Source organism: Stenotrophomonas sp. 57 (assembly GCF_030291075.1).
GTDB lineage: Bacteria > Pseudomonadota > Gammaproteobacteria > Xanthomonadales > Xanthomonadaceae > Stenotrophomonas.
Genome location: NZ_CP127407.1, coordinates 3747697 through 3767910, shown reverse-complemented (window position 1 = coordinate 3767910; position 20214 = coordinate 3747697). Strand labels below are relative to the sequence as shown.

Genomic DNA, 20214 nt, shown 5'->3' with positions numbered 1-20214 from the left:
GCACTGTCACCTGAACCGCATGACCACCGTGCTCCTGAGCCTGGGCAGCAACGTCCAGCCCCGCCGCTACCTCCACGCCGCGGTGACGGCCCTGCGCGAGCGCTTCGGCGCGCTGCGGGTGTCGCCGGCCTACCGTACCGCCGCGGTCGGCTTCGACGGCCCGGCCTTCCTCAACAACGCCGTGGCGATCGACACCGACCTGCCGCTGGGGGAACTGGACGACTGGCTGCACGCGCTGGAAGACGCGCACGGCCGCGACCGCAGCGGGCCACGCTTCTCGGACCGGACCCTGGACATCGACGTGGTGTTCTACGGTGACCTGGTGGTGGAAGGCCCCGGACACCTGCGCATCCCGCGCCCGGAACTGAAGCACGCCTTCGTGCTGAAGCCGCTGGCCGACATCGCCCCGGACTTCATCGACCCCGTGAGCGGGTTGGACCTGGCCACGCTGTGGCGTGCGCACCGGCAGCATGGCGAAGCGTTTGAGATCGTTGATCTGGAATGATCAGGTTGCGTTGCGGTCAGATCCCTTTTTCCGCAGGGAAAAGGGATCTGACCCGGTCGTCCGTCCTGCCCGGTGTCAACTCACCGTGCGCCCGCCATCCACGCGCAATGTGTGGCCGGTGACGAAGCTGGCTTCGGCCACCAGCCAGTACACCGCTTCGGCAATCTCCTCGACCGTGCCGATCCGCGCCAGCGGCGTGCGCGCCAGCAGCGCCTCGCGGGCGAAATCGTCCTTGCCCTGTTCCGGCCACAGGATCGCACCCGGCGCCACTGCATTGACCCGCACCTTCGGTGCCAGCTCCAGCGCCAGCGAGCGGGTGGCCATTTCCAGCGCAGCCTTGGCCATCGTGTAGGCGATGTGGTCGCGCATCGGGTCGGTGCCGTGCAGGTCGGTCAGGTTGACGATGCAGCCCTGCTGGCGGCGCAGGTAGGGCGCTGCCGCCTGTGACAGCAGCAGCGGCGCCCGCGCGTTGACCGCATACAACGCGTCCATTGCTTCGGCGGTGACCTGGCCAAGCGGGGTGGGGAAGAAGTTGGAGGCGTTGTTGACCAGCGCATCCAGCCGCCCGAAGTGAGTGACGGCCTGTTCCACCAGGTCGGGCAAGGCGTCGGCGTCACGCAGGTCGGCCTGCAGGGCCAGCACGCTGCCGGGGCGCACGTTGTCGAAATCGAACGCGGCCTGCTGCAGCTCGGCGCTGGAGGTGTTGGCGTGCAGCACCACCGACCAGCCGCAGGCGTGGAACTGGCGGGCGATGGCCGCACCGATCCGGCGCGCGCTGCCTGTGATCAGGACCACGGGGTGGGTATCGCTCATCGAGGGTCCTCCAAGGCTCGGCTATCCTGTGCACCATTGTCACCGCATTCGAAGACGCCATGCAGCCCACCTTCCCCCAGCCCGAAGCCGATGCCCTGGCCCACAGCGACCAGCTGGCCGCCGCCCTGCGCGCCGAGATCCTTGCCCAGGGCGGGGCAATGCCGTTCTCGCGATTCATGGAACTGTGCCTGTATACCCCCGGCTGGGGCTATTACAGCGCCGGCGCCAGCAAGTTTGGTGGCGGCGGAGACTTCACCACTGCACCCGAGCTCGGCAGCCTGTTCGCCGGCAGCGTGGCCAACGCGCTGGCCCCGGTGTTCGGGCAGCTGGGCGCGCAGTCGCGGATGCTGGAACTGGGCGGCGGTACCGGCGCCTTCGCCGAAGCGGTGCTGCTGCGCCTGGCCGAGCTGGACGCTGTGCCGTCGCGCTATGCCATCCTCGAACCCAGCGCCGACCTGCGCGAGCGCCAGCAGCAGCGCCTGCGGCAGAACCTTCCGGCCGAGCTGGCCGCGCGCCTGGACTGGGTCGACCGCCCGTTCGAAGAGGACTGGGAAGGCGTGGTGTTCGCCAACGAGGTGATCGACGCGCTGCCGACCCCGCGCTTCCTGATCCGCGATGGCGAGGTCTACGAGGAAACCGTTGAACTGGATGGCGACGGCAATTTCATCCGCGGCGCGCAGCCGGCCGATATCCTGCTCAACGGCGCGGTGCGTCACATCGAGCGCTACCTGGAAAAGCCCTTTGCCGAAGGCTACCGTTCCGAAGTGCTGCCGCAGCTGCCGTACTGGCTGCAGGCGGTGGCCGGCGGCCTGCAGCGTGGCGCGATGCTGTTCGTCGACTATGGCTACAACCGTGGCGAGTTCTACCAGCATGACCGCGACGATGGCACGGTGCGCGCGTTCTACCGCCACCACGTGCACAACGATGTGTATCGCTGGCCGGGCCTGCAGGACATCACCGCCTCAGTGGATTTCACCGCGATGGCCGAAGCAGGCATGCACGGGGGCTTCGAGCTGGCCGGTTACTGCAGCCAGGCCAGTTTCCTGCTCGGCAATGGTCTGGACCAGGTGCTGCTGCTGGCTGAGGAACGCACCGATGAAGTCGGCCGCATCCAGCTGCGCGACCAGGTGAAGAAACTGACCCTGCCTACGGAAATGGGCGAGCGCTTCCAGGCCATCGGCCTGCAACGTGGCGTCGACTTCGAGCCAGCCTTCGAACTGGGTGACCTGAGCTGGCGCCTGTGAGCAGTGCGTTGCCGGTGATCAAGCCGCTGCGGCGGCCGCGGTTGTGGACCGTGCTGTGGATGCTGGCGGTACTGCTGGTGGTCGTGGTCTGCCTGATCCCACCGCCGCCGATTCCGCTGCCGGAAAACAGCGACAAGGGCGAGCACTTCCTCGCCTACTTCATCCTGGCCGGCAGCGCGGTGCAGCTGTTCCGTCGGGGCCGCCCGCTGCTGTGCGTAGCCGTGGGCCTGGTGCTGATGGGGATCGGCATCGAGTTCGCGCAGGGTGCGCTGACCAGCAACCGCACTGCCGACCCGATGGATGCCATCGCCAACACGATCGGTGTGCTGGCCGGCATGGCGACGACCCTGACCCCGCTGCGCGACCTGCTGCTGCGCTGGCGCGGCTGAGGTTCCTGTAGAGCCGAGCCCGTGCTCGGCTCCCTCCTGAAAGGCAGCCGAGCGTGGGCTCGGCTCTACAGTAGATCCACGCCATGCGTGGATGCCCCGAGAGCGCAACCTCCGTCACTTCCCCAGCGTCACCTCATCCAGCACCCACATCGCCGGACGCGTGTCGCCGGTGAAGTTGATGCACAGGTCCGCATTGCCCTGGGGGCCCTTCGGCAGCGTTGCACGCAGGGTCACGAAGCCATCGGCATCCGGCTTGGCCGGCAGCGGTACTTCAGCCAGCACCTTGCCGCTGCAGTCGCCGCGACGCACCAGCATCTCGCCATGCGCACGCCTGGCCTTCTCGAAGCGACGTTTGGGTTCGTCGTGGGCCAGCTGGAAGTAGTACGGAATGCGACCGGCACGTACCTGCACGCTGCCGATGCCGTCCAGCTGCGCCTGCGGCCAACGCCAGCACGGCTGGAAGATATCCACGTTGAACACTGCACGGGTACCCTCGCGCGGGCCATCGTCTTCCAGGCGCAATACCAGGCCCTTCGTGCCCACGCAGCTGAGCAGCTCATCGCTGCGACGGCTGAGCAGCGACTGCGCGGTGAATGCCGCCACCGTCGGCTTCGCCGCCAGCATCTGTCCCTGGTAGAACGCCGCTGCCTGCACGGTGGCGGGCAGCGGTGCGGTCAGCGGCTGCTGGTACAACGGCGACTGCGCGCTCACCGGCTGGCCGTCGGTGCTGTAGCGCACCTCATAGCCCAGCGGATTGGCCAGCGACACGGTCACCGTATTGGCAGCGCGGTTGTCGGTGTAGTCCACGCCCACTTCGAACGGGGTCTGCGCATAGGCGAGGCCCCAGGCACGGTAGCGCTGCAGCTGGGAAGGCAGGCGCGCGAGGAAATCGCGGAAGTCGCGATGCTCCGGTGTACTCCAGCCGGTCTCGGCCACGGCGGCCAGGCGCGGGAACAGGTTGTGCTGCAGGCGTGCGTAGGTGCGCGTGTGCTCGGTGAACATGTTGGCCTGCAGGCCGAGGATGTGCCCGCGCCTGTCGGCGGCCAGCTCGGCCGGCACCGGTTCGAAGTTGTACAGCTTGCCGAGGTTGACCTGGGTCGGGCGGCCCGGCGGCTCGTTCGGCGAGGCCGTCTGCAGGTAATCCAGATAGAGGTATCCGACCGGCGACATGACCACGTCATGGCCGGCGCTGGCGGCGGCCAGGCCGCCTTCGGTACCCTGCCACGACATCACCGTGGCCTGCGGCGGCAGGCCGCCTTCGAGGATTTCATCCCAGCCGATCAGGCGCCGGTCGTGCTCCTCCAGGAAGTTCTCCAGTCGCTTGATGATGTGGCTCTGCATGGCCATCTCATCCTTGATGCCCAGCGCACGCATGCGCTGCTGCACCTGCCTGGAGGCTTTCCACTGGTCTTTCACTGCCTCGTCGCCACCCACGTGCACGTACTTCGCCGGGAACAGCGCGATTACTTCTTCCAGCACGTTCTCGAGGAAGGTGACGGTGCTGTCTTCGGTGTTGAACAGGTTCGGGAACACGCCCCATTCGCTGATCGGCTTCAGCGGGGTATTGATCGAGCCCAGTTCCGGATACGCGGCGATCGCCGCGGTGGCATGGCCGGGCACATCGATTTCCGGGATCACCTGGATATGCAGCTTGGCCGCATGGGTGATCACCTCGCGGATCTGGTCCTGCGTGTAGAAGCCGCAGTACGGATGTTCCTGACCGCTGGCCGGATCGATGCCGCCATCGCCGGCGGGCAGCCGGCAGCTGCCCACGTCGGTCAGCTTCGGGTAGCGCTTGATCTCCATGCGCCAGCCCTGGTCATCGGTCAGGTGCCAGTGGAAGGTGTTGAGCTTGTGCGCGGCCATCGCGTCGAGCACGCGCTTGATCTCGTCCAGGCTCTGGAAGTGCCGGGCGGAATCGAGCATGAAGCCGCGCCAGCTGAAACGCGGCGCGTCCTGGATCTGCACGGCGGGCAGCACCCCGCTGCTGCCGCCGGTGGCGAGCTGGGCGAGGGTAGTCGCGCCATAGAAAAGACCGGTTTCGTTGCCGGCCTGGATCACCACGCCCTGCGCGGTGCTTTCCAGCGTGTAGCTTTCGCCGCTGTCGCGGAAGGTGGGCACGATCTCGAAGCGGATGCTGCCCGACTTGGCTGCCGCCGTGCCCTTGGCCGGCGCAAGGCGCGGGCCGCCGCTGCGGGCCAGCAGGTCGGCGAACTGGGCGGCGACGCGTTGCGCGGCTTCGCCTTCGGCCTGCAGCACGGTATCGGCGCGAACGGTGATACCGCTGCCCTGGCTGCGTTGCACGGTGGCCGGGGCGGGAATCAGCATCAGGCTGCCGGCGCGCAGTTGTGGGCCGGGGCGGGCATCCAGTGCCGAGGCCTCTGCGGCGCGGCCGGCGGCGGGAAGCATCGCCAAGCCCAGCAGCATACTGGCAAGGGGGAAGGGTCGCATCATCTCACTCCTGTGGTGGGCGGCTCGCTGTGCCGCGCGTGGCCGCCGCGCAGGCGGCGATTCCGATCTCCCATCGTACGACGGGCCCGGAAATCCGGGCCCGTCGCGATGTGCAGCTGGGTGCAGTCTTAGAACTTGAAGTGCAGGGTGGCCATGTAGCGGCGGCCGCTCTTGTACTTGCCAGCCAGGTGTTCCTTGTCGCCCAGGTACTGGAAGTAGGTCTCGTCCAGCAGGTTCTGCGCGTCCACCGTCAGCGACCAGTTGTCGTTGAAGGTGTAGCCGAAGCTGGCCCCCAGTTCCGCGTAGTCGTCCACGCTGGACGGGGCAGCACCGGCCACGTAGCCGCCGGCCAGGTAGCTGTCACGCCAGTTGTAGGTCAGGCGCGCGTTGATCGGGCCCTTCTCGTAGTACGGGCTGAAGGCGATGGCATTACGCGACTGGTACGGCAGCGGATCGCCGGTGTTGTTTTCGCCATTGGCGTAGGTGTAGTTGGCGGTCAGGCCGAATCCGCTTTCGCCGAAGGGCTGCTGGAAGCTGATGTTGAAGCCCTTGACGTGGCCGCTGCCGGCGTTGCGCGGGCGCTGGATGCTGTAGTCGCAGTAGCCGTCGGCGGTGCAGCCGTTGGTACCGACGAGGTTCGCCCAGGTGGCCGGCGAGGTATCGCGGATCGAGTTGTACTGACGCTCGATGGTGGCCGAGGTATCGATGTAGTTGTCGATCTTCTTGTAGAACACCGACCAGGCCACGACGGCCTGCGGCGCGTAGTAGTACTCGGCCGAGGCATTGAAGTTCCACGACTCATACGGCGACAGATCGGCGTTGCCGCCCGAACCGGTCAGAGTGGTGTCGTTGAGGAAGGTGTTGTTGACCATCTGGTTGTACGGCGCCCAGGCGATCACCTTGGCCGCGGCGAAGCGGAACACCCAGTCGTTGTCGGTGTCCCACGCGACGTTCAACGACGGCAGCACGAAGTCTTCCTTCTTGGTGCGGGTCTGCCACTTGCTGTCCAGATCGGTCAGGGTCGGCGTGCCGCCGTAGACGAAGCCGCTGCCTTCGGTCTTGGAATCGACGTAGCGCATGCCCAGGTTGCCGCGCAGCGGGCCGTTGGAGAAGTTCAACTGCGCGTAGGCCGCGTTGTTGGTCTGGGTCAACGCCCAGCTGTTGTTGAGGTAGCTGGCCGGATCGGGGTTGCTGTAGTCGATCGGGCTGTTGCGCACCCAGTTCAGCACGTTGTTGCGGCCGGCCTGAACGTGGTGGCCCTGGTCGTTGGTGAAGCCCTGGATGTCGGTCAGGCCGATGGTGCCGACGTCTGCCAGGGTGCCCGGGGTGACGCCGCCGTACACGTTGAGGGTGAAGGCTTCATCGTGCTTGCCGTGGCGCACGCCGAACTGCAGCTGGTTGAAGATGCTGTCGAACTGGACGTTGAAGTCGAGCTGGGCGTAGGTGTCCTTGCTCTCGGTGGAGAACACGCCGTTGTTGCCGAACCAGCCGCCGGCCGAACCCCAGTTGGCCGGGTCGCGGGCGCCTGCCGGGTCATCGAAGGTGATGCCCTTGTCCATGTTCCAGCTGTAGCCGCCGTTGTAGAACGGCTCGATGAAGTACTGGGCCAGGTTCTTGTTGTCGGACTTGCTCTGGCCGGCCTGACCGGTCACGCCCCAGCTTTCGCCCTTCCAGGCGCCACGCAGGTCCACGCCCTTGGTGACCACTTCGGACAGGCGCACGTTGTTGTCATAGATCAGCGTGCCGCTGTTGGCGATGGCGCTGGCGTTGGAATGGCCGCTGGTGGCCACACCGTTGCGCACATTGCCGAGCTGGTTGACGGCGTTGACGGTGCCCGGGTTCCAGGTCAGGAAGGAATAGAGCGACTGGTTGTAGTTGTCGAACTTTTCCTTGATGTACATGCCGCTCAGGTTGAACTCGAGCTCATCGGTCGGCTTGAACTGCAGGTTGACCACGGCGCTGTCGCGCTTGCGTTCCTGCTGGAACCAAGCGGCGTTGAACGAGTTCGGCACGTCCACGTCGGCAGCCACGCCGGTGGCATTGGGGAAGGTGCTGGCCTTGGTGTAGCCGAACACTTCCTTGCCCTGGCGGTCGACGGCTTCTTCGTAGTGCTGGGCCGAGACGGCCACGCCGAAGGTCTCGTCGTTGTTCTTCCAGCTGTACAGCATGGCCGCGTTTGGCTTGCCTTCGCTGGCCTGCTGGCTGTAGCTGTAGCCCACCGAGGCGGCCACTTCGTTCTGCTTCAGGTCCAGCGGCTGGCGGGTGTGCATCAGCACGGTGCCGCCGAGGCTGCCTTCGGTCAGTCGCGCTTCGGACGACTTGATGATCTCCGCCCGGCCCAGGATCTGCGGGGCCAGCAGTGTGTAGTCGAAGCCGCGGTTGGGCTGTTCGCCGTACAGCCAGATGGCCTGCGCCACCGGGTGGTTGTCCAGGAAGGACAGGTTGAGGCTGGGGTCGGTGCCGTCGATGCTGACGCGCTCGCCCTGACCGAAGCGGCGGTCCAGGGTCACGCCCGGGATCTGCGACAGCGCTTCAGCAACGTTGGTGCTCGGGAACTTGCCGATGTCCTCGGCGGTGATCGCTTCGGACACGCCGACGTTGTTGCGCTTGGTGTCCAGCGATTTTTCCAGACTGGCGCGGATGCCCACCACCTGCACGGTGTCCAGGTCCTGCGGGGTAGCCTGCTGGGCGTGCGCCGAGAAGGCGAGGCAGCCGACGATGGCTGCCGAAAGCAGAGTCTTGCGGGTGTTCATGATGTCTCTCCTCATCACTGATGTGCGTTGTCGGCGGCGAACGAATGGCGGTCATGCCTGGCGCCAGCAGGGGCTGCCGGGCGCGATGGTGCGATTCCAGTGCGTCGTGCGTACTGCGGTGCTGCGTACTGCTTGCTGCGTAATGCGGTTCAGGCGTTGGGCTGGAGCAGGAACCAGCTGGCGGCGCCGATGACGCCCAGCTGCCCGTGCTCGACCACCTTCACCGGGATGCGTGCCAGCGCTTCGCCCATCGGCCCCTTCTGCAGGTAGCGTTCGACGAAGGTGCTGGCATGCAGGTATTCGCGGATCTGCGGCAGGATGCCGCCGGCCAGGTACACACCGCCCTGCGCGCCATAGAACAGCGCCATGTCGCCGATGGTGCTGCCGAGCAGGCCGCAGAACACATCCAGCGCCTGGCGGGCGAGGGCATCGGTGCCGGCCATCGCTGCGGCGGTCACCGCATCCGGGCTGGCCAGCACCGGGGTCTGCCCCTGCAGGGCGCAGATGGCGTGGTACAGGTTCATCAAGCCAGGGCCGGACAGCGCATGTTCGATCGACACGTGCGCGCGGTCGCGCTGCATGTGGCGGACGATGGCCATTTCCAGTTCGGTGCTTGCGGCCAGCGTCGGCTGGCCGGCTTCGGTGGGCAGGACCACCGGGCCGTGCGCGGTGGGGATCCACAGCGCGGCGCCCAGGCCGGTACCGGGGCCGACTACCAAGGTCGGGCCGCGTGGCGCTGTGCCGGGGCCACACAGGTGGAGCACGCCGCTGGCGTCAACCTGCGCCGCGGCATAGGCCACCGCTTCGAAGTCGTTGACGATGTGCACGTGCTGCAGGCCGACCTCGGCTTCCACCTGCCGGGCCGACAGCGGCCACGGCAGGTTGGCGGTGATCACCGTACCGTCCTCGCGCGCGAAGCCGGCGGTGGCGACCACGCACTGGCTGGGCCGCGCGCTGTCACCGAGGAAGTCGGTGAGGATCGCACTCAGGCCGGCGTAGTCCGCATTGCGGTACTTGCGGTATTCCAGCAGCTGCACCGGGTGGGCCTCGTCGCCGCTGGCCTGTGCCCTTGCCACGCGCACATGGGTGCCGCCGACGTCGGCGGCCAGGAACGAGGGCGCGACGCGGGACAGGACATGGGCCGGGGCGGGATGGCTAGCGGTCACGCGGGCTCCTGCTGCAGGTGGGAAGCGGACCCACGAAAGGCCCGTCGATGGGGCGGAGTCTGTAACTGCGTTGACAACGATGTCAACGAGTTCGTGACACTTTCGTTGCTGCGCCGCAACGAACGAGAGACACCGTAAACGTTTACATGGTCTTGGCCCTGCTTTAACCCGCAAGCCGTTGCGCCATGGGCTTCTAGGGGCAGAGCGCATTCAGGCCAGATCGCGACGGTGCTGTTGCGCAGTGCAGCACGGCCGCATCGCGCCTGTGCAATCAAGTTGACAAACCGCGGCTGTCCATCGAAAGAATGTGACAACGTTGTTCCCAGCCACTCTCCGACGCCGCGTTCTGCGGCCGTCGCCGCAGGAGCCCTTCCCGATGTCCGCCGTCTCCGCTGCAAGCGTGCGCCCGAACGTGGCCACCTCCATCGCCATCGTCGGCGTGCTGTTCTTCCTGATCGGCTTCTTCACCTGGCTCAACGGCCCGCTGATCACCTTCGTCAAGCTCGCCTTCGAACTCAGCGAGGTCGGCGCCTTCCTGGTGCTGATGGTGTTCTACCTGTCCTACTTCTTCCTTGCGCTGCCTGCGTCGTGGATCCTGCGCCGCACTGGCATGAAGAAGGGCCTGAGCCTGAGCCTGCTGGTGATGGCCGGCGGCGCCGCACTGTTCGGCGAATTCGCCACCCAGCGCTGGTACCCCGGCGCGCTCGGCGGTCTGTTCGTGATCGGCAGCGGCCTGGCCCTGCTGCAGACCGCGATCAACCCGTACATCTCCATCCTTGGCCCGATCGAAACGGCGGCGCGCCGCATCGCGCTGATGGGCATCTGCAACAAGATCGCGGGCATGCTCGCGCCGGTGCTGATCGGTACCGTGGTGCTGCACGGCATCGGCGATCTCTCGGCCAGCGTGGCCGCGGCCGATGAGGCGACCAAGGCACAGCTGCTGAACGAATTCGCCGCCAAGATCCATGCACCCTACCTGGCGATGGCCGGCCTGCTGGTACTGCTGGCGGTTGCTGTGCTGTTCTCGCCACTGCCGGAAATCAAGTCGTCCGAAGCCAACGCCACCCCGGCCGCGGCCGGTGCCGCCGAGCGCCGCAGCATCTTCCAGTTTCCGCACCTGTGGCTGGGCGTGCTGTGCCTGTTCGTCTACGTCGGCGTGGAGGTGATGGCCGGTGATGCCATCGGTACCTACGGCCACGGCTTCGACCTGCCGCTGGACCAGACCAAGATGTTCACCTCGCTCACCCTGGGCGCGATGCTGGTCGGTTACGTGGTCGGCCTGCTGCTGATCCCGAAGGTGGTCTCGCAGTCGCGCTACCTGACCATCTCGGCGGTGCTGGGCGTGGTGTTCTGCCTCTGCGCCTGGGCCACCCACGGCTACGTCTCGGTGGCCTTCGTGGCCCTGCTGGGCTTTGCCAACGCGATGATGTGGCCGGCGATCTTCCCGCTGGCGATCCGTGGCCTGGGCCGCTTCACCGAAACCGGTTCGGCGCTGCTGGTGATGGGCATCGCCGGCGGCGCGATCATCCCGCAGCTGTTCGCGGTGCTCAAGCAGCACATCGACTTCCAGCTGGTGTTCGTGCTGCTGATGGTGCCGTGCTACCTGTACATCCTGTTCTACTCGGTGATCGGCCATCGCGCCGGCCTGCCGCAGGACAAGGCCTGATCGGCGATGATGGACGGCAGCCAACCCCAGGGAAAACCCATGCGCAGAGCGACCATCAAGGACGTTGCGGAGAAGGCCAAGGTCTCGCTGAAGACGGTCTCGCGGGTGATCAACAACGAACCGTCGGTGATGCAGGCCACCCGTGCGCGGGTGCTGCGTGCCATCGCCGAGCTTGACTACGAGCCCGATCCGTCCGCGCGCAACCTGCGCAGCGGCACCACCTTCGTGATCGGGCTGGTCTACGACAACCCGAACCCGTACCACATCATCGGCGTGCAGAACGGCGTGCTCGCCGCCTGCCGCGAGACCGGTTTCGGGCTGCAGATCCATCCCTGCGATTCCAGCTCGCCGCTGCTGGCCGATGAACTGGCCGACTGGGTGCAGCGTTCGCGTCTGGCCGGGCTGGTGCTGACCGCGCCGATGTCCGAGCGCCGCGACCTGATCCAGGCGCTCACCGCGCGCGGCATCAAGCTGGTGCGCATCATCGCCGCTACCGAAGACCCGGCCGACGGCGCCTGCGTGTTCGTCGACGACCGCGAGGCTGCCTATGAGATCACCGAGCACCTGATCCAGCTCGGCCACCAGCGCATCGGCTTCCTCTGGGGCGGCATCTCGCACCGCTCGTCGGGCGAACGCTACGCCGGTTACGAAGCCGCGCTGAAGGACTACGGCATGACCGTGGACAAACACCTGGTGGTGCAGGGCGATTACACCTTCGACGATGGTTTCCGCGGTGCGCGCCGCCTGCTGGCGCTGCGCGAGCCGCCCACCGCCATCTTTGGCTCCAATGACGAAATCGCTGCCGGCGTGCTGGCCGCCGCCAAGTCGGCCGGCATGAACGTGCCGTACGACCTGTCCATCGCCGGCTTCGAGGACAGCCCGTTCTCGCGCCAGTCGTGGCCACCGCTGACCACCGCCAAGCAGGCCACCGAAGACATTGCCCGCCACGCCGCCCGCCTGCTGATCGCACAGCTGCGCAGCGACGCCTACGACGATGCGCCGGCTCCGCTGCACAACCAGGGCTTCGTGCCGCAACTGGTGGTGCGCGGTTCGACCGCGCCGATGCGCCCCGCCGGTGCACGCCCCCTTCCTTCCGATCCTGCCTGAGCCTGCCATGTCGCTGTCAGACCCCACCGCCACCCTGATGTTCGCCGAGGCCGCTGAAGCGGCTGACGTGGTTGCCCGCCAGTTCTCGCGCAACCACGCCACCATGGAAACCCTGGCCGCCAGCCTGCGCGCAGCACCGCCGCCGTTCGTGGTCACCTGCGCCCGCGGCAGCTCGGACCATGCCGCCACCTACGGCAAGTACCTGCTGGAAACCCAGTTGGGCCTGGTGGTCGCCTCCGCGTCGCCGTCGGTGGGCTCGGTCTATGCCGCGCCGCTGCAGTTGCGTGGCGCGCTGTTCATCGTCATTTCGCAGTCGGGCAAGAGCCCGGACCTGCTGCGCAACGCCGAGGCCGCCAAGGCGGCGGGCGCGCGCGTGGTCGCGCTGGTCAACGTCGAAGACTCGCCGCTGGCGCAGCTGGCCGACACGGTCATTCCGCTGCATGCCGGTGCCGAGAAGAGCGTGGCCGCGACCAAGAGCTACCTGGCCTCGCTGGCCGCATTGCTGCAGCTGGCCGCGTACTGGAAGCAGGACAGCAGCCTGCGCAACGCGCTGGACCTGCTGCCCGATGCCATGCGCGAAGCGTGGCAGTGCGACTGGAGCGCGGTGACCGAGGGCCTGGTCGACGCCACCAACCTGTTCGTGCTCGGCCGTGGCCTGGGCCTGGGGGCAGCGCAGGAAGCCGCGCTGAAGTTCAAGGAAACCTGCAGCCTGCACGCCGAGGCCTACAGCTCGGCCGAGGTCAAGCACGGCCCGATGGCGCTGGTCGACCGCGGCTTCCCGGTGCTGGCCTTCGCCCAGCCGGACGAAACCGGCGCCGGTACCCGTGCGGTGGTCGATGAGTTCACCGCACGCGGCGCGCAGGTGTGGCTGGCCGGTGCCGGTGGAAACCTGCCGGTGGCCGCCGCGCCGCATCCGTTGTGCGCACCGTTGCTGACCGTGCAGAGCTTCTACCGCGCAATCAACACGCTGGCGCTGCGCCGTGGTTTCAATCCGGATCTGCCGCCGCACCTGAACAAGGTGACGGAGACCGTGTGATGGCGACCGTGCTGCACAACGCCCGCATCCTGGCGGGCGATGAGTTCCGCGACGACCTGGCGGTGGTGATCGAAGACGGCCGCATCAGCGCGCTGCTGCCCGATGCCGCGCCGCAGCTCGGCCACGCGGCCGAGCAGGTGGACCTGGCCGGCGGCTGGCTGCTGCCCGGCTTCATCGACGTGCAGGTCAATGGCGGCGGCGGCGCGCTGTTCAACAACACGCCGGACGTGGCGGCGCTGCGCACCATCGCGCAGGCCCATCGCCGTTTCGGTACCACCGCGATGCTGCCCACGCTGATCAGCGATGACGTGGCGGTGATGCGCGAAGCCATCGGTGCGATGCGCGAGGCCATCGCGCAGGGCGTGCCGGGGGTGATCGGCATCCACCTGGAAGGCCCGTACATCGCGCCGACGCGCAAGGGCACGCACGATGCCAGCAAGTTCCGCGTGCCGGATGAAGAAGAGATCGCACTGGCCGCGTCGCTGGACAACGGCGTGACCCTACTGACGCTGGCGCCGGAGCGCGTGCCGCTGGAGACCATCCGTGCACTGGTCGAGCGGGGCGTGATCGTCGCCGCCGGCCACACCGCAGGCACCTACGAAGAAATCCGCGCCGGCCTGGATGCGGGCGTGCGCGGCTTCACTCACCTGTACAACGCGATGTCGCCGTTGCAGGGCCGTGAGCCCGGTGCGGTGGGCGCTGCGCTGGAAGACCGCGATAGCTGGATCGGCATCATCGTCGACGGCGTGCATGTGCACCCGGCCAGCCTGCGTGTGGCACTGGCGGCCAAGCCGCGTGGTCGCCTGCTGCTGGTGACCGATGCGATGCCGCCGGTCGGTGCCGACGATCCCAGTTACGTGCTGTATGGCGAAACCATCACCGCCATCGATGGTGTGGTACGCAATGCCGCCGGTTCGCTGGCCGGTTCTGCGCTGGACATGGCCACCGCCGTCCGCAATACCGTGCAGCTGCTTGGCCAACCGCTGGCCGAAGCTGCACGCATGGCGTCGACCTATCCGGCGCAGTTCCTCAACGTCGACGACCGCCTGGGCCATATCGCCGAGGGCTACCAGGCCGACCTGGTGCTGCTGGACGAAGCCCTGCAGGTGCGCGGTACCTGGATTGCCGGACAGTACGAGGCCGCCTGATGAACAGTACGCCGCCACGCCGCCTGGGCTCGATCGATGCCCTGCGCGGCATCACCGTGGCGGCGATGCTGCTGGTCAACAACCCGGGAGACTGGAGTGCGGTGTTCGCACCGCTGCGCCATTCGGAATGGCACGGCTGCACGCCCACCGACCTGGTGTTCCCGTTCTTCCTGTTCCTGGTGGGCGTGTCGATGGCCTTCAGCGTGGCACCGCGCGCGCAGGATACGGCGGCGCGACCGGCGTTGGCGCGCGGCGTACTGGAGCGCGCGCTGCGCATCCTGGTGGCCGGTGCGCTGCTGCACCTGATGATCTGGTGGGCGCTGCATACCCATCACTTCCGCATCTGGGGCGTGCTGCAACGGATTGCGGTGTGCGCAGCGTTGGTGGGTGTGCTGGCGGTGTATGCGCGGCCGCGCGTGCAGGTGGGCGTGCTGGTCACGCTGCTGGTGGGCTACACCGCGCTGCTGCTGGGCATCGGTGACGTGGCGCCATGGACCAACCCGGCCAGCCGCCTGGACACCACGCTGTTCGCCCCCTGGATCTACCAGTGGCAGGCCGATACCGGGCTGGGCCATGACCCGGAAGGGTTGCTGAGCACGCTGGGTGCGCTGGCCAGTACCGTGCTCGGCCTGTTGGCCGGTGGTCTGCTGCGCAGCGGTCGTGCGGCGGCATTGGCTGGCCTGGGTGTGGCAACCGCCGTGCTGGGGCTGCTGCTGGCCACGGTGCTGCCGTTGAACAAGCAGCTGTGGACGCCCAGCTACGTGCTGTGGACCGGTGGCCTGGCCGCGCTGGCACTGTGGTTGGGCCACGTGCTGATCGACCAGAAGGGATGGCCGGCGCTGGGCCGGCGCTTCGGCGTCAATGCGATCACCGCGTATCTGGGGGCCTCGGTGATGTCGGTGGCGTTGATGGCCAGCGGTGCCTGGAGCTGGATCTGGCAGCAACTGGCCGCCGCGATGCCGCAGGCGCTTGAGTTGGCATCGATGCTGCAGGCGCTGGCGTTCGTCGCGCTGTGGTGGGGCGTGGCGGGGTGGCTGGACCGGCGGAAGATCTATCTGAAGATCTGACGGCATCTCATCCACGCCATGCGTGGATGCTTTCCGCGGCGGCCTGTGTTCGCCGCAAAGATGAAGAGTTTCAGCCACGTGGATGTGAGGTGATGCTCCATCAAGTTCGCAACTGAACTGTGATGGCCGCCACGAAATTTCACCTGTCGAAACCGTTCACCACACGGCAGACTGCCTGCGCAGTACCGCATATCCGCAGTTCCTGATCCCCTGTCCAGGAGTGCTGTATGCCCCGTGCCGTTCCGCGCGCTTTCCGTCCATGCCGCCTCACGGTTTCCGTGCTGCAGGCCCTGACCGTCCCGTCCATCATGCTGCTGACCGCCGGCGCCGCCTGGGCCGGCTGTGACACCGTCGCTCCGGTTGCGGGCCAGACCGTCACCTGCGATGCCAATGCACCGAATCCGCAGACGGTGCCGATCACCGCCACGGGCGCGGCCGGCGTCACCGTCAACGTCGACAGCGGAGCGCAGCTGCAGCAGAGCGGCGGCGCCAGCGCCATTGCGCTGGTGGGTGCTGGCGGGCACCTGCTGTCCAACCTGGGCACGATCAGTTCGGTGGGCGGCGTGGCGGTCCAGCTCGGTGGTGGCAGCCGCGTCGAAAATGCGGGCAGCATCAGTACCGGCAACAACACCGCGCTGCAGTTCGTCGGCGCGGGCGACAGCGTGCTGGTCAACCGCGGAACGATCAGCGGGCGCACCGGCGTGCAGTTCGGTGCCGGCAATGACCGCCTGGACATGCAGGCCGGCAGCATCAGCGGCGGCGTCCTGCAGGGCGATGGCAACGACGTGCTGGTGCTGGGCAACGGTACGATCGACAGCGTCGACCAGGGCAGTGGCGATGACCAGATGACCGTCACCGGTGGCACCGTCACCGGCGTGGTGGCGCAGGGCAGTGGCCGCGATGATTTCGTCATGAGTGGCGGCACGATCGGCGCGCTGCAGCAGGGCGACAACATCGATACCTTCCGCATGAGCGGTGGCCGCATCATCGGTGCGTTCGAGGATGGCGACCAGGCCTGGATGACCGCAGGCCGCATCGGCCGCGTCAACATGAAGCTGGACAAGAACCTGTGGGACCAGTCCGGCGGTACCGTGGATGGCAACGTGGTGACCGGCTTCGACACCGACACCATCATCATTTCTGGCACGGCCTATATCGGCGGCAACATCAGCGTCAGCGGCGGCAACGACAGCGTGACCATCACCGACGGCACCGTGCGCGGGCAGGTGCTGCTCAGTACCGGCGATGACACCTTCAACTGGAATGGCGGTGGCATCGTCTACGGTGCGATCGACATGGGGCCGGACAACGACGTGGCCACCCTCGGCAACCTCAACCAGGGCAACCTTGGCGCGGTGCCGCTGTTCGACGGTGGCAGCGGCATCGACCAGCTCAACCTCAGCAACGTCAAGACCGCCGGCGTGGGCCGCTTCCAGAACTGGGAGACGATCAACCTGGCCAACAGCACGGAGCTGAGCTTCGATGGCGACCTGGTGCTGGGCGACAGCAGTACCGGCACCGGCACGCTCACGGTGGATGACACCAGTACTGTGTACGCGGGCAGCGGCGGCCATGCCATCCGTCCGTTCAACAGTGGTGCACTGGTGGAGATGGTCAATGCCGGGCGCATCGACCTGACCGGCACCGGCGCTGGCGACGTGTTCACCGTGCGTGGTAACTACCGCGGAGACGGTGGTGGCCTGTACCTGCGCACTGTGCTGGGCGCGGACAACTCCACCAGCGACCGTCTGGTGATCGACGGCGGTACTGCCACCGGGACCACCGGCATCGGCGTGCTCAACGCCGGCGGCAGCGGCGCGGCCACGCTGGCCGACGGCATCCTGGTGGTGCAGGCCTTGAATGGTGGCCGCACCGCGCCGGGCGCGTTCTCGCTGTTCGCACCGGTCGCGGCCGGTGCCTACGAGTACTTCCTGTTCAAGGGCGGTGTCAGTGCCGGTACCGCAGAGAACTGGTACCTGCGTTCGACGCTGGTGACCGGGCCGACGCCAGCACCCAACGGTGGCGGCAGCGCGACACCGCCACCGCTGACGCCTCCCGTGGCCCCGCCGCCGCCGATCACCCCTGCGCCGCCACCGCCGCCCGAAGGCGCCACCGATCCGGACCTGACCGCGGGCGAGACCGCACCGCCGCCACCGCCGCCGGAACCGGTGCCGGTGGCGCCACCCAGCGATCCGGCCGTGCCGGACGTGCCGGTGGCCGGCGGTGCGCTGCCCGGCACCGGCGCGCCGCCTACGCCGGGTGCACGCCCCGCCGAGGGCACAGTGGTACCGCTGTACCGCGTGGAGACCGCCGCCTATGCGGTGGTGCCGCCGCTGCTGCGCGAGACCTCGCTGGCCAGCCTCGGTACCTTCCACGAGCGGCAGGGCGAGCAGCGCCTGCTGTACAACCAGGGCGCGTTCCGCACCGCCTGGGGGCGGTTGGTGGGGCAGAGCAGCGAGATCCATTGGAAGGAGGATGCGCAGCCGGGCTTCGATGGCGATGTGATGGGCCTGCAGGCGGGTCTGGACGTGTGGGCCGCTGCCTCCGACAACCATCGCAACCAGATCGGCGTGTTCGTCGGTCGCACCCGCGCGCAGGGCAGGACCACGGGTCTGGCGCTGGGCTGGGAGAACGTGCAGGTGGGCCAGAACCGCCTGGACGACAAGCACGTGGGCCTGTACTGGACCTTCACCGACAGCAGTGGCGGCTACATCGACGCCGTGGCGATGCAGAGCCGCTACGACGGCCGCGTGCGTTCCTCGCGTGGGCTCGGCTTCGGCATCAAGGGCGATGGCACCAGCGTGTCGGTGGAGGCGGGCAAGCCGCTGCTGCACGTCGGGCAGTCCGCATGGTGGCTGGAACCGCAGGTGCAGGTGATCTGGCAACGCACGTCGCTGGACGACCGCCGCGATGAGGTGTCGCGCGTGCGTTTCGACAACGACAACGCCTGGACCGGCCGCGTCGGCCTGCGCGTTGCCGGCGATTACCAGCTGGCTGACGACGGCTGGCAGCCGTACTTCAAGCTCAACTACTGGCATGGCCGTTCTGGAGAGGATCGCATCCGCTTCGACGACGACACGATCATCAATTCGCAGCGCTCACGCGCGCTCGAAGCCGGTGTGGGCGTGGTCGGGCGCTTCAACCGCACCATCAGCGCGTACGCGATGGCCGACTACACCCGCGAACTGGGCGGTGACCGCAACGAGAAGCGCCGCATCATCGAAGGCAACATCGGCCTGCGCGCGGACTGGTAGCGCCGGGCCATGCCCGGCGGCATGAACCGCTCTGGTGGGTGTCGACCTGAGTCGACACGAATCCTGCCACCGTCATGACTCTGTAGAGCCGCGCCATGCTCGGCTGCGTCAGTCGTGCTCCTCCAAAGCCGAGCATGGACTCGGTTCTACAACGGCTATCCGCGCAATGGCGAGCATGATCCGCCACGGCTATGCTGTAGATCTGACCCAACGACAAGGAAACGTCGCATGCAGATGCGCAAGGGACTGCGTGGGATTGGTGCACTGATGCTGATCCTTCTGGCAGCCAACGCAACGGCCGCCGCTGCGTCCACCACCGAAATACCTTCGCCGGATGCACAGGTGCAGATCCTGGATCTGCTCGAGCATGAAGCCTTGTATCGGGACAAGGTGGACTGGCCTGCCGCTCGAAAGCGCCTGGCGTCGTTGCAGGCGTACCCGGGTGCGTTGCATACCGCCCTGCGTGAGATCATCGTGGAGAGCACCGGGGGCCATGGTGTCTGGATGACGCTTGCACGCAAGCGTGAAGTCACGGAGCGCTCGAAGCAGGTCGGCGCTGAGGCCGTTGCCAAGGCGAAAGTGGCTGGTGCAGTCGATGCACGCATTGGCTGGGTGGTCATCGAAGGCTATGCCCCTACGCCACGGGCTACGCGGCAGGACGAGTTCAATCAGGACATCCAGCGCGCCCTGCAATGGCAGGATGTCATCCGTGGCAAGGACAGCGGCGATCGCTGTGGCTGGATTGTTGATCTGCGCAGCAACAGTGGGGGCAACATGTGGCCGATGCTGCTGGGTGTTGCACCGTTGCTGCGCACTTCGTCGACAGGCGTGGAAGAGGTCGGGTCGTTTGCTACTGCCCGCGGGCCGCAGCGCTGGAGTCTGACGCCGACCATGGTGCAGGTCGATGGTCGTCCCACGCTGGGATTCGGTCGACCGGGGTATTCCCTCAAGCAGCCCGGCGCGCCCGTCGCCGTTCTGGTCGGGTCGAATACCGCCAGCTCTGGCGAAGCAACGATGCTGTCGTTCAGGGGGCGGCCACAGGCGCGGAGTTTCGGGCAGTCGACAGCGGGCTTCTCGACAAGCAACGTCACGCGCACCTTGGTGGATGGCAGCGTGTTTTCGATGACGACCGCGGTGATGAAAGACCGCACTGGCGTTGGTGCCGGTGCCAGGATTACTCCGGATGAACCGACGACAGGCGATGCGGCCACCCTTGCCGCCGCCCAAGCCTGGCTGCTGGCCCAGCCCGCCTGCCAGGCGCGCTGATCCATGATCCTGATCGGCCAACAGGAACGGGTGCTGATCGTCGGCCCCACCGAAGCCCACCACTGCCTGCGCTGTGGGGCGGAAACCGAGTTCGCCCCGCAGCTGCGCTACAAAATGGCGCGCATCGACCTGCTGTTCGGCTTCACCTACCAGCGCCGCTACGAGCTGGCGTGCACCCGGTGCGAACACGGCTGGGTGCTGGACACCGAGTCCATGGACCAGCAGCTGGGCGGGGTGCCGATCCCGTGGCGGCACCGCTTTGGCCTGCCACTGATGCTGGTGGGCCTGGCTGGGCTGGCCTCCCTGGGCTGGCTGTGGCGGCACGGATTCCTCGGTTGAGGACCGGGCC

Annotated in this window: 15 protein-coding genes; 11 read left to right on the top strand and 4 right to left on the bottom strand. The window is 67.3% G+C overall.

Going from position 1 to position 20214, the window contains the following annotated elements:
- Positions 1-19 precede the first annotated feature (19 nt).
- Positions 20-505, top strand: coding sequence for a 2-amino-4-hydroxy-6-hydroxymethyldihydropteridine diphosphokinase (gene folK, locus QP512_RS17285; protein WP_286069905.1), 486 nt, complete (start codon positions 20-22; stop codon positions 503-505).
- Positions 506-580: 75 nt separating this feature from the next.
- Here the strand turns inward: folK and QP512_RS17280 are convergent, their stop codons facing one another.
- Positions 581-1318 (bottom strand): pteridine reductase, encoded by a 738-nt coding sequence (locus QP512_RS17280; protein WP_286069904.1) that lies wholly within the window; start codon positions 1316-1318, stop codon positions 581-583.
- 59 nt (positions 1319-1377) lie between these two features.
- On the opposite strand from QP512_RS17280, the gene QP512_RS17275 reads away from it, so the two are divergent.
- Positions 1378-2562, top strand: a complete 1185-nt coding sequence (locus tag QP512_RS17275) for an SAM-dependent methyltransferase (RefSeq protein ID WP_286069901.1) — start codon at positions 1378-1380, stop codon at positions 2560-2562.
- Positions 2559-2951, top strand: a complete 393-nt coding sequence (locus QP512_RS17270) for a VanZ family protein (RefSeq protein ID WP_286069899.1) — start codon at positions 2559-2561, stop codon at positions 2949-2951. Before QP512_RS17275 ends, QP512_RS17270 begins: the two co-directional genes overlap by 4 nt.
- 114 nt (positions 2952-3065) lie before the next feature.
- On the opposite strand, the gene QP512_RS17265 is transcribed toward QP512_RS17270, so the two are convergent.
- The 3 genes from QP512_RS17265 to QP512_RS17255 form a co-directional block, all read right to left on the bottom strand.
- Positions 3066-5405, bottom strand: coding sequence for a family 20 glycosylhydrolase (locus QP512_RS17265; protein ID WP_286069898.1), 2340 nt, complete (start codon positions 5403-5405; stop codon positions 3066-3068).
- 125 nt (positions 5406-5530) lie between these two features.
- Positions 5531-8155, bottom strand: a complete 2625-nt coding sequence (locus tag QP512_RS17260) for a TonB-dependent receptor (protein ID WP_286069897.1) — start codon at positions 8153-8155, stop codon at positions 5531-5533.
- A 149-nt stretch (positions 8156-8304) separates the two neighbouring features.
- Entirely contained in the window at positions 8305-9321 is a 1017-nt protein-coding gene (locus QP512_RS17255; RefSeq protein WP_286069896.1) for a glucokinase family protein, read from the bottom strand.
- Between the two features lie 376 nt (positions 9322-9697).
- On the opposite strand from QP512_RS17255, the gene QP512_RS17250 reads away from it, so the two are divergent.
- The 8 genes from QP512_RS17250 (at position 9698) to QP512_RS17215 (ending at position 20204) form a co-directional block, all read left to right on the top strand.
- Entirely contained in the window at positions 9698-10987 is a 1290-nt protein-coding gene (locus tag QP512_RS17250; RefSeq protein WP_286069895.1) for a sugar MFS transporter, read from the top strand.
- 39 nt (positions 10988-11026) lie between these two features.
- Entirely contained in the window at positions 11027-12094 is a 1068-nt protein-coding gene (locus QP512_RS17245; RefSeq protein ID WP_006391719.1) for a LacI family DNA-binding transcriptional regulator, read from the top strand.
- Positions 12095-12101: 7 nt separating this feature from the next.
- Entirely contained in the window at positions 12102-13130 is a 1029-nt protein-coding gene (locus QP512_RS17240) for an SIS domain-containing protein (RefSeq protein ID WP_286069892.1), read from the top strand.
- Complete coding sequence (nagA, locus tag QP512_RS17235) at positions 13130-14278, top strand: N-acetylglucosamine-6-phosphate deacetylase (protein WP_286069891.1); 1149 nt, start codon at positions 13130-13132, stop codon at positions 14276-14278. The genes QP512_RS17240 and nagA overlap by 1 nt, the downstream gene beginning before the upstream one ends.
- Positions 14278-15345: a heparan-alpha-glucosaminide N-acetyltransferase domain-containing protein gene (locus QP512_RS17230; RefSeq protein ID WP_286069890.1), complete on the top strand. Its 1068-nt coding sequence runs from the start codon at positions 14278-14280 to the stop codon at positions 15343-15345. Before nagA ends, QP512_RS17230 begins: the two co-directional genes overlap by 1 nt.
- Before the next feature lie 227 nt (positions 15346-15572).
- Positions 15573-18599: an autotransporter outer membrane beta-barrel domain-containing protein gene (locus QP512_RS17225; RefSeq protein ID WP_286069889.1), complete on the top strand. Its 3027-nt coding sequence runs from the start codon at positions 15573-15575 to the stop codon at positions 18597-18599.
- A 228-nt stretch (positions 18600-18827) separates the two neighbouring features.
- The gene (locus QP512_RS17220) at positions 18828-19865 is read left to right on the top strand and encodes a S41 family peptidase (protein WP_286069888.1); all 1038 of its coding nucleotides are present in this window, start codon (positions 18828-18830) and stop codon (positions 19863-19865) included.
- Between the two features lie 3 nt (positions 19866-19868).
- Positions 19869-20204, top strand: coding sequence for a hypothetical protein (locus QP512_RS17215; RefSeq protein WP_286069887.1), 336 nt, complete (start codon positions 19869-19871; stop codon positions 20202-20204).
- Positions 20205-20214 lie beyond the last annotated feature (10 nt).

What these genes read in the sequence shown, in the direction of transcription:
- folK (WP_286069905.1), top strand. Translation starts at nt 20, where the DNA reads ATGACCACCGTGCTCCTGAGCCTGGGCAGCAACGTCCAGCCCCGCCGC.
- QP512_RS17280 (WP_286069904.1), bottom strand. Translation starts at nt 1,318, where the DNA reads ATGAGCGATACCCACCCCGTGGTCCTGATCACAGGCAGCGCGCGCCGG.
- QP512_RS17275 (WP_286069901.1), top strand. Translation starts at nt 1,378, where the DNA reads ATGCAGCCCACCTTCCCCCAGCCCGAAGCCGATGCCCTGGCCCACAGC.
- QP512_RS17265 (WP_286069898.1), bottom strand. Translation starts at nt 5,405, where the DNA reads ATGATGCGACCCTTCCCCCTTGCCAGTATGCTGCTGGGCTTGGCGATG.
- QP512_RS17260 (WP_286069897.1), bottom strand. Translation starts at nt 8,155, where the DNA reads ATGAACACCCGCAAGACTCTGCTTTCGGCAGCCATCGTCGGCTGCCTC.
- QP512_RS17250 (WP_286069895.1), top strand. Translation starts at nt 9,698, where the DNA reads ATGTCCGCCGTCTCCGCTGCAAGCGTGCGCCCGAACGTGGCCACCTCC.
- QP512_RS17245 (WP_006391719.1), top strand. Translation starts at nt 11,027, where the DNA reads ATGCGCAGAGCGACCATCAAGGACGTTGCGGAGAAGGCCAAGGTCTCG.
- QP512_RS17240 (WP_286069892.1), top strand. Translation starts at nt 12,102, where the DNA reads ATGTCGCTGTCAGACCCCACCGCCACCCTGATGTTCGCCGAGGCCGCT.
- nagA (WP_286069891.1), top strand. Translation starts at nt 13,130, where the DNA reads ATGGCGACCGTGCTGCACAACGCCCGCATCCTGGCGGGCGATGAGTTC.
- QP512_RS17230 (WP_286069890.1), top strand. Translation starts at nt 14,278, where the DNA reads ATGAACAGTACGCCGCCACGCCGCCTGGGCTCGATCGATGCCCTGCGC.
- QP512_RS17225 (WP_286069889.1), top strand. Translation starts at nt 15,573, where the DNA reads ATGCCCCGTGCCGTTCCGCGCGCTTTCCGTCCATGCCGCCTCACGGTT.
- QP512_RS17220 (WP_286069888.1), top strand. Translation starts at nt 18,828, where the DNA reads ATGCAGATGCGCAAGGGACTGCGTGGGATTGGTGCACTGATGCTGATC.
- QP512_RS17215 (WP_286069887.1), top strand. Translation starts at nt 19,869, where the DNA reads ATGATCCTGATCGGCCAACAGGAACGGGTGCTGATCGTCGGCCCCACC.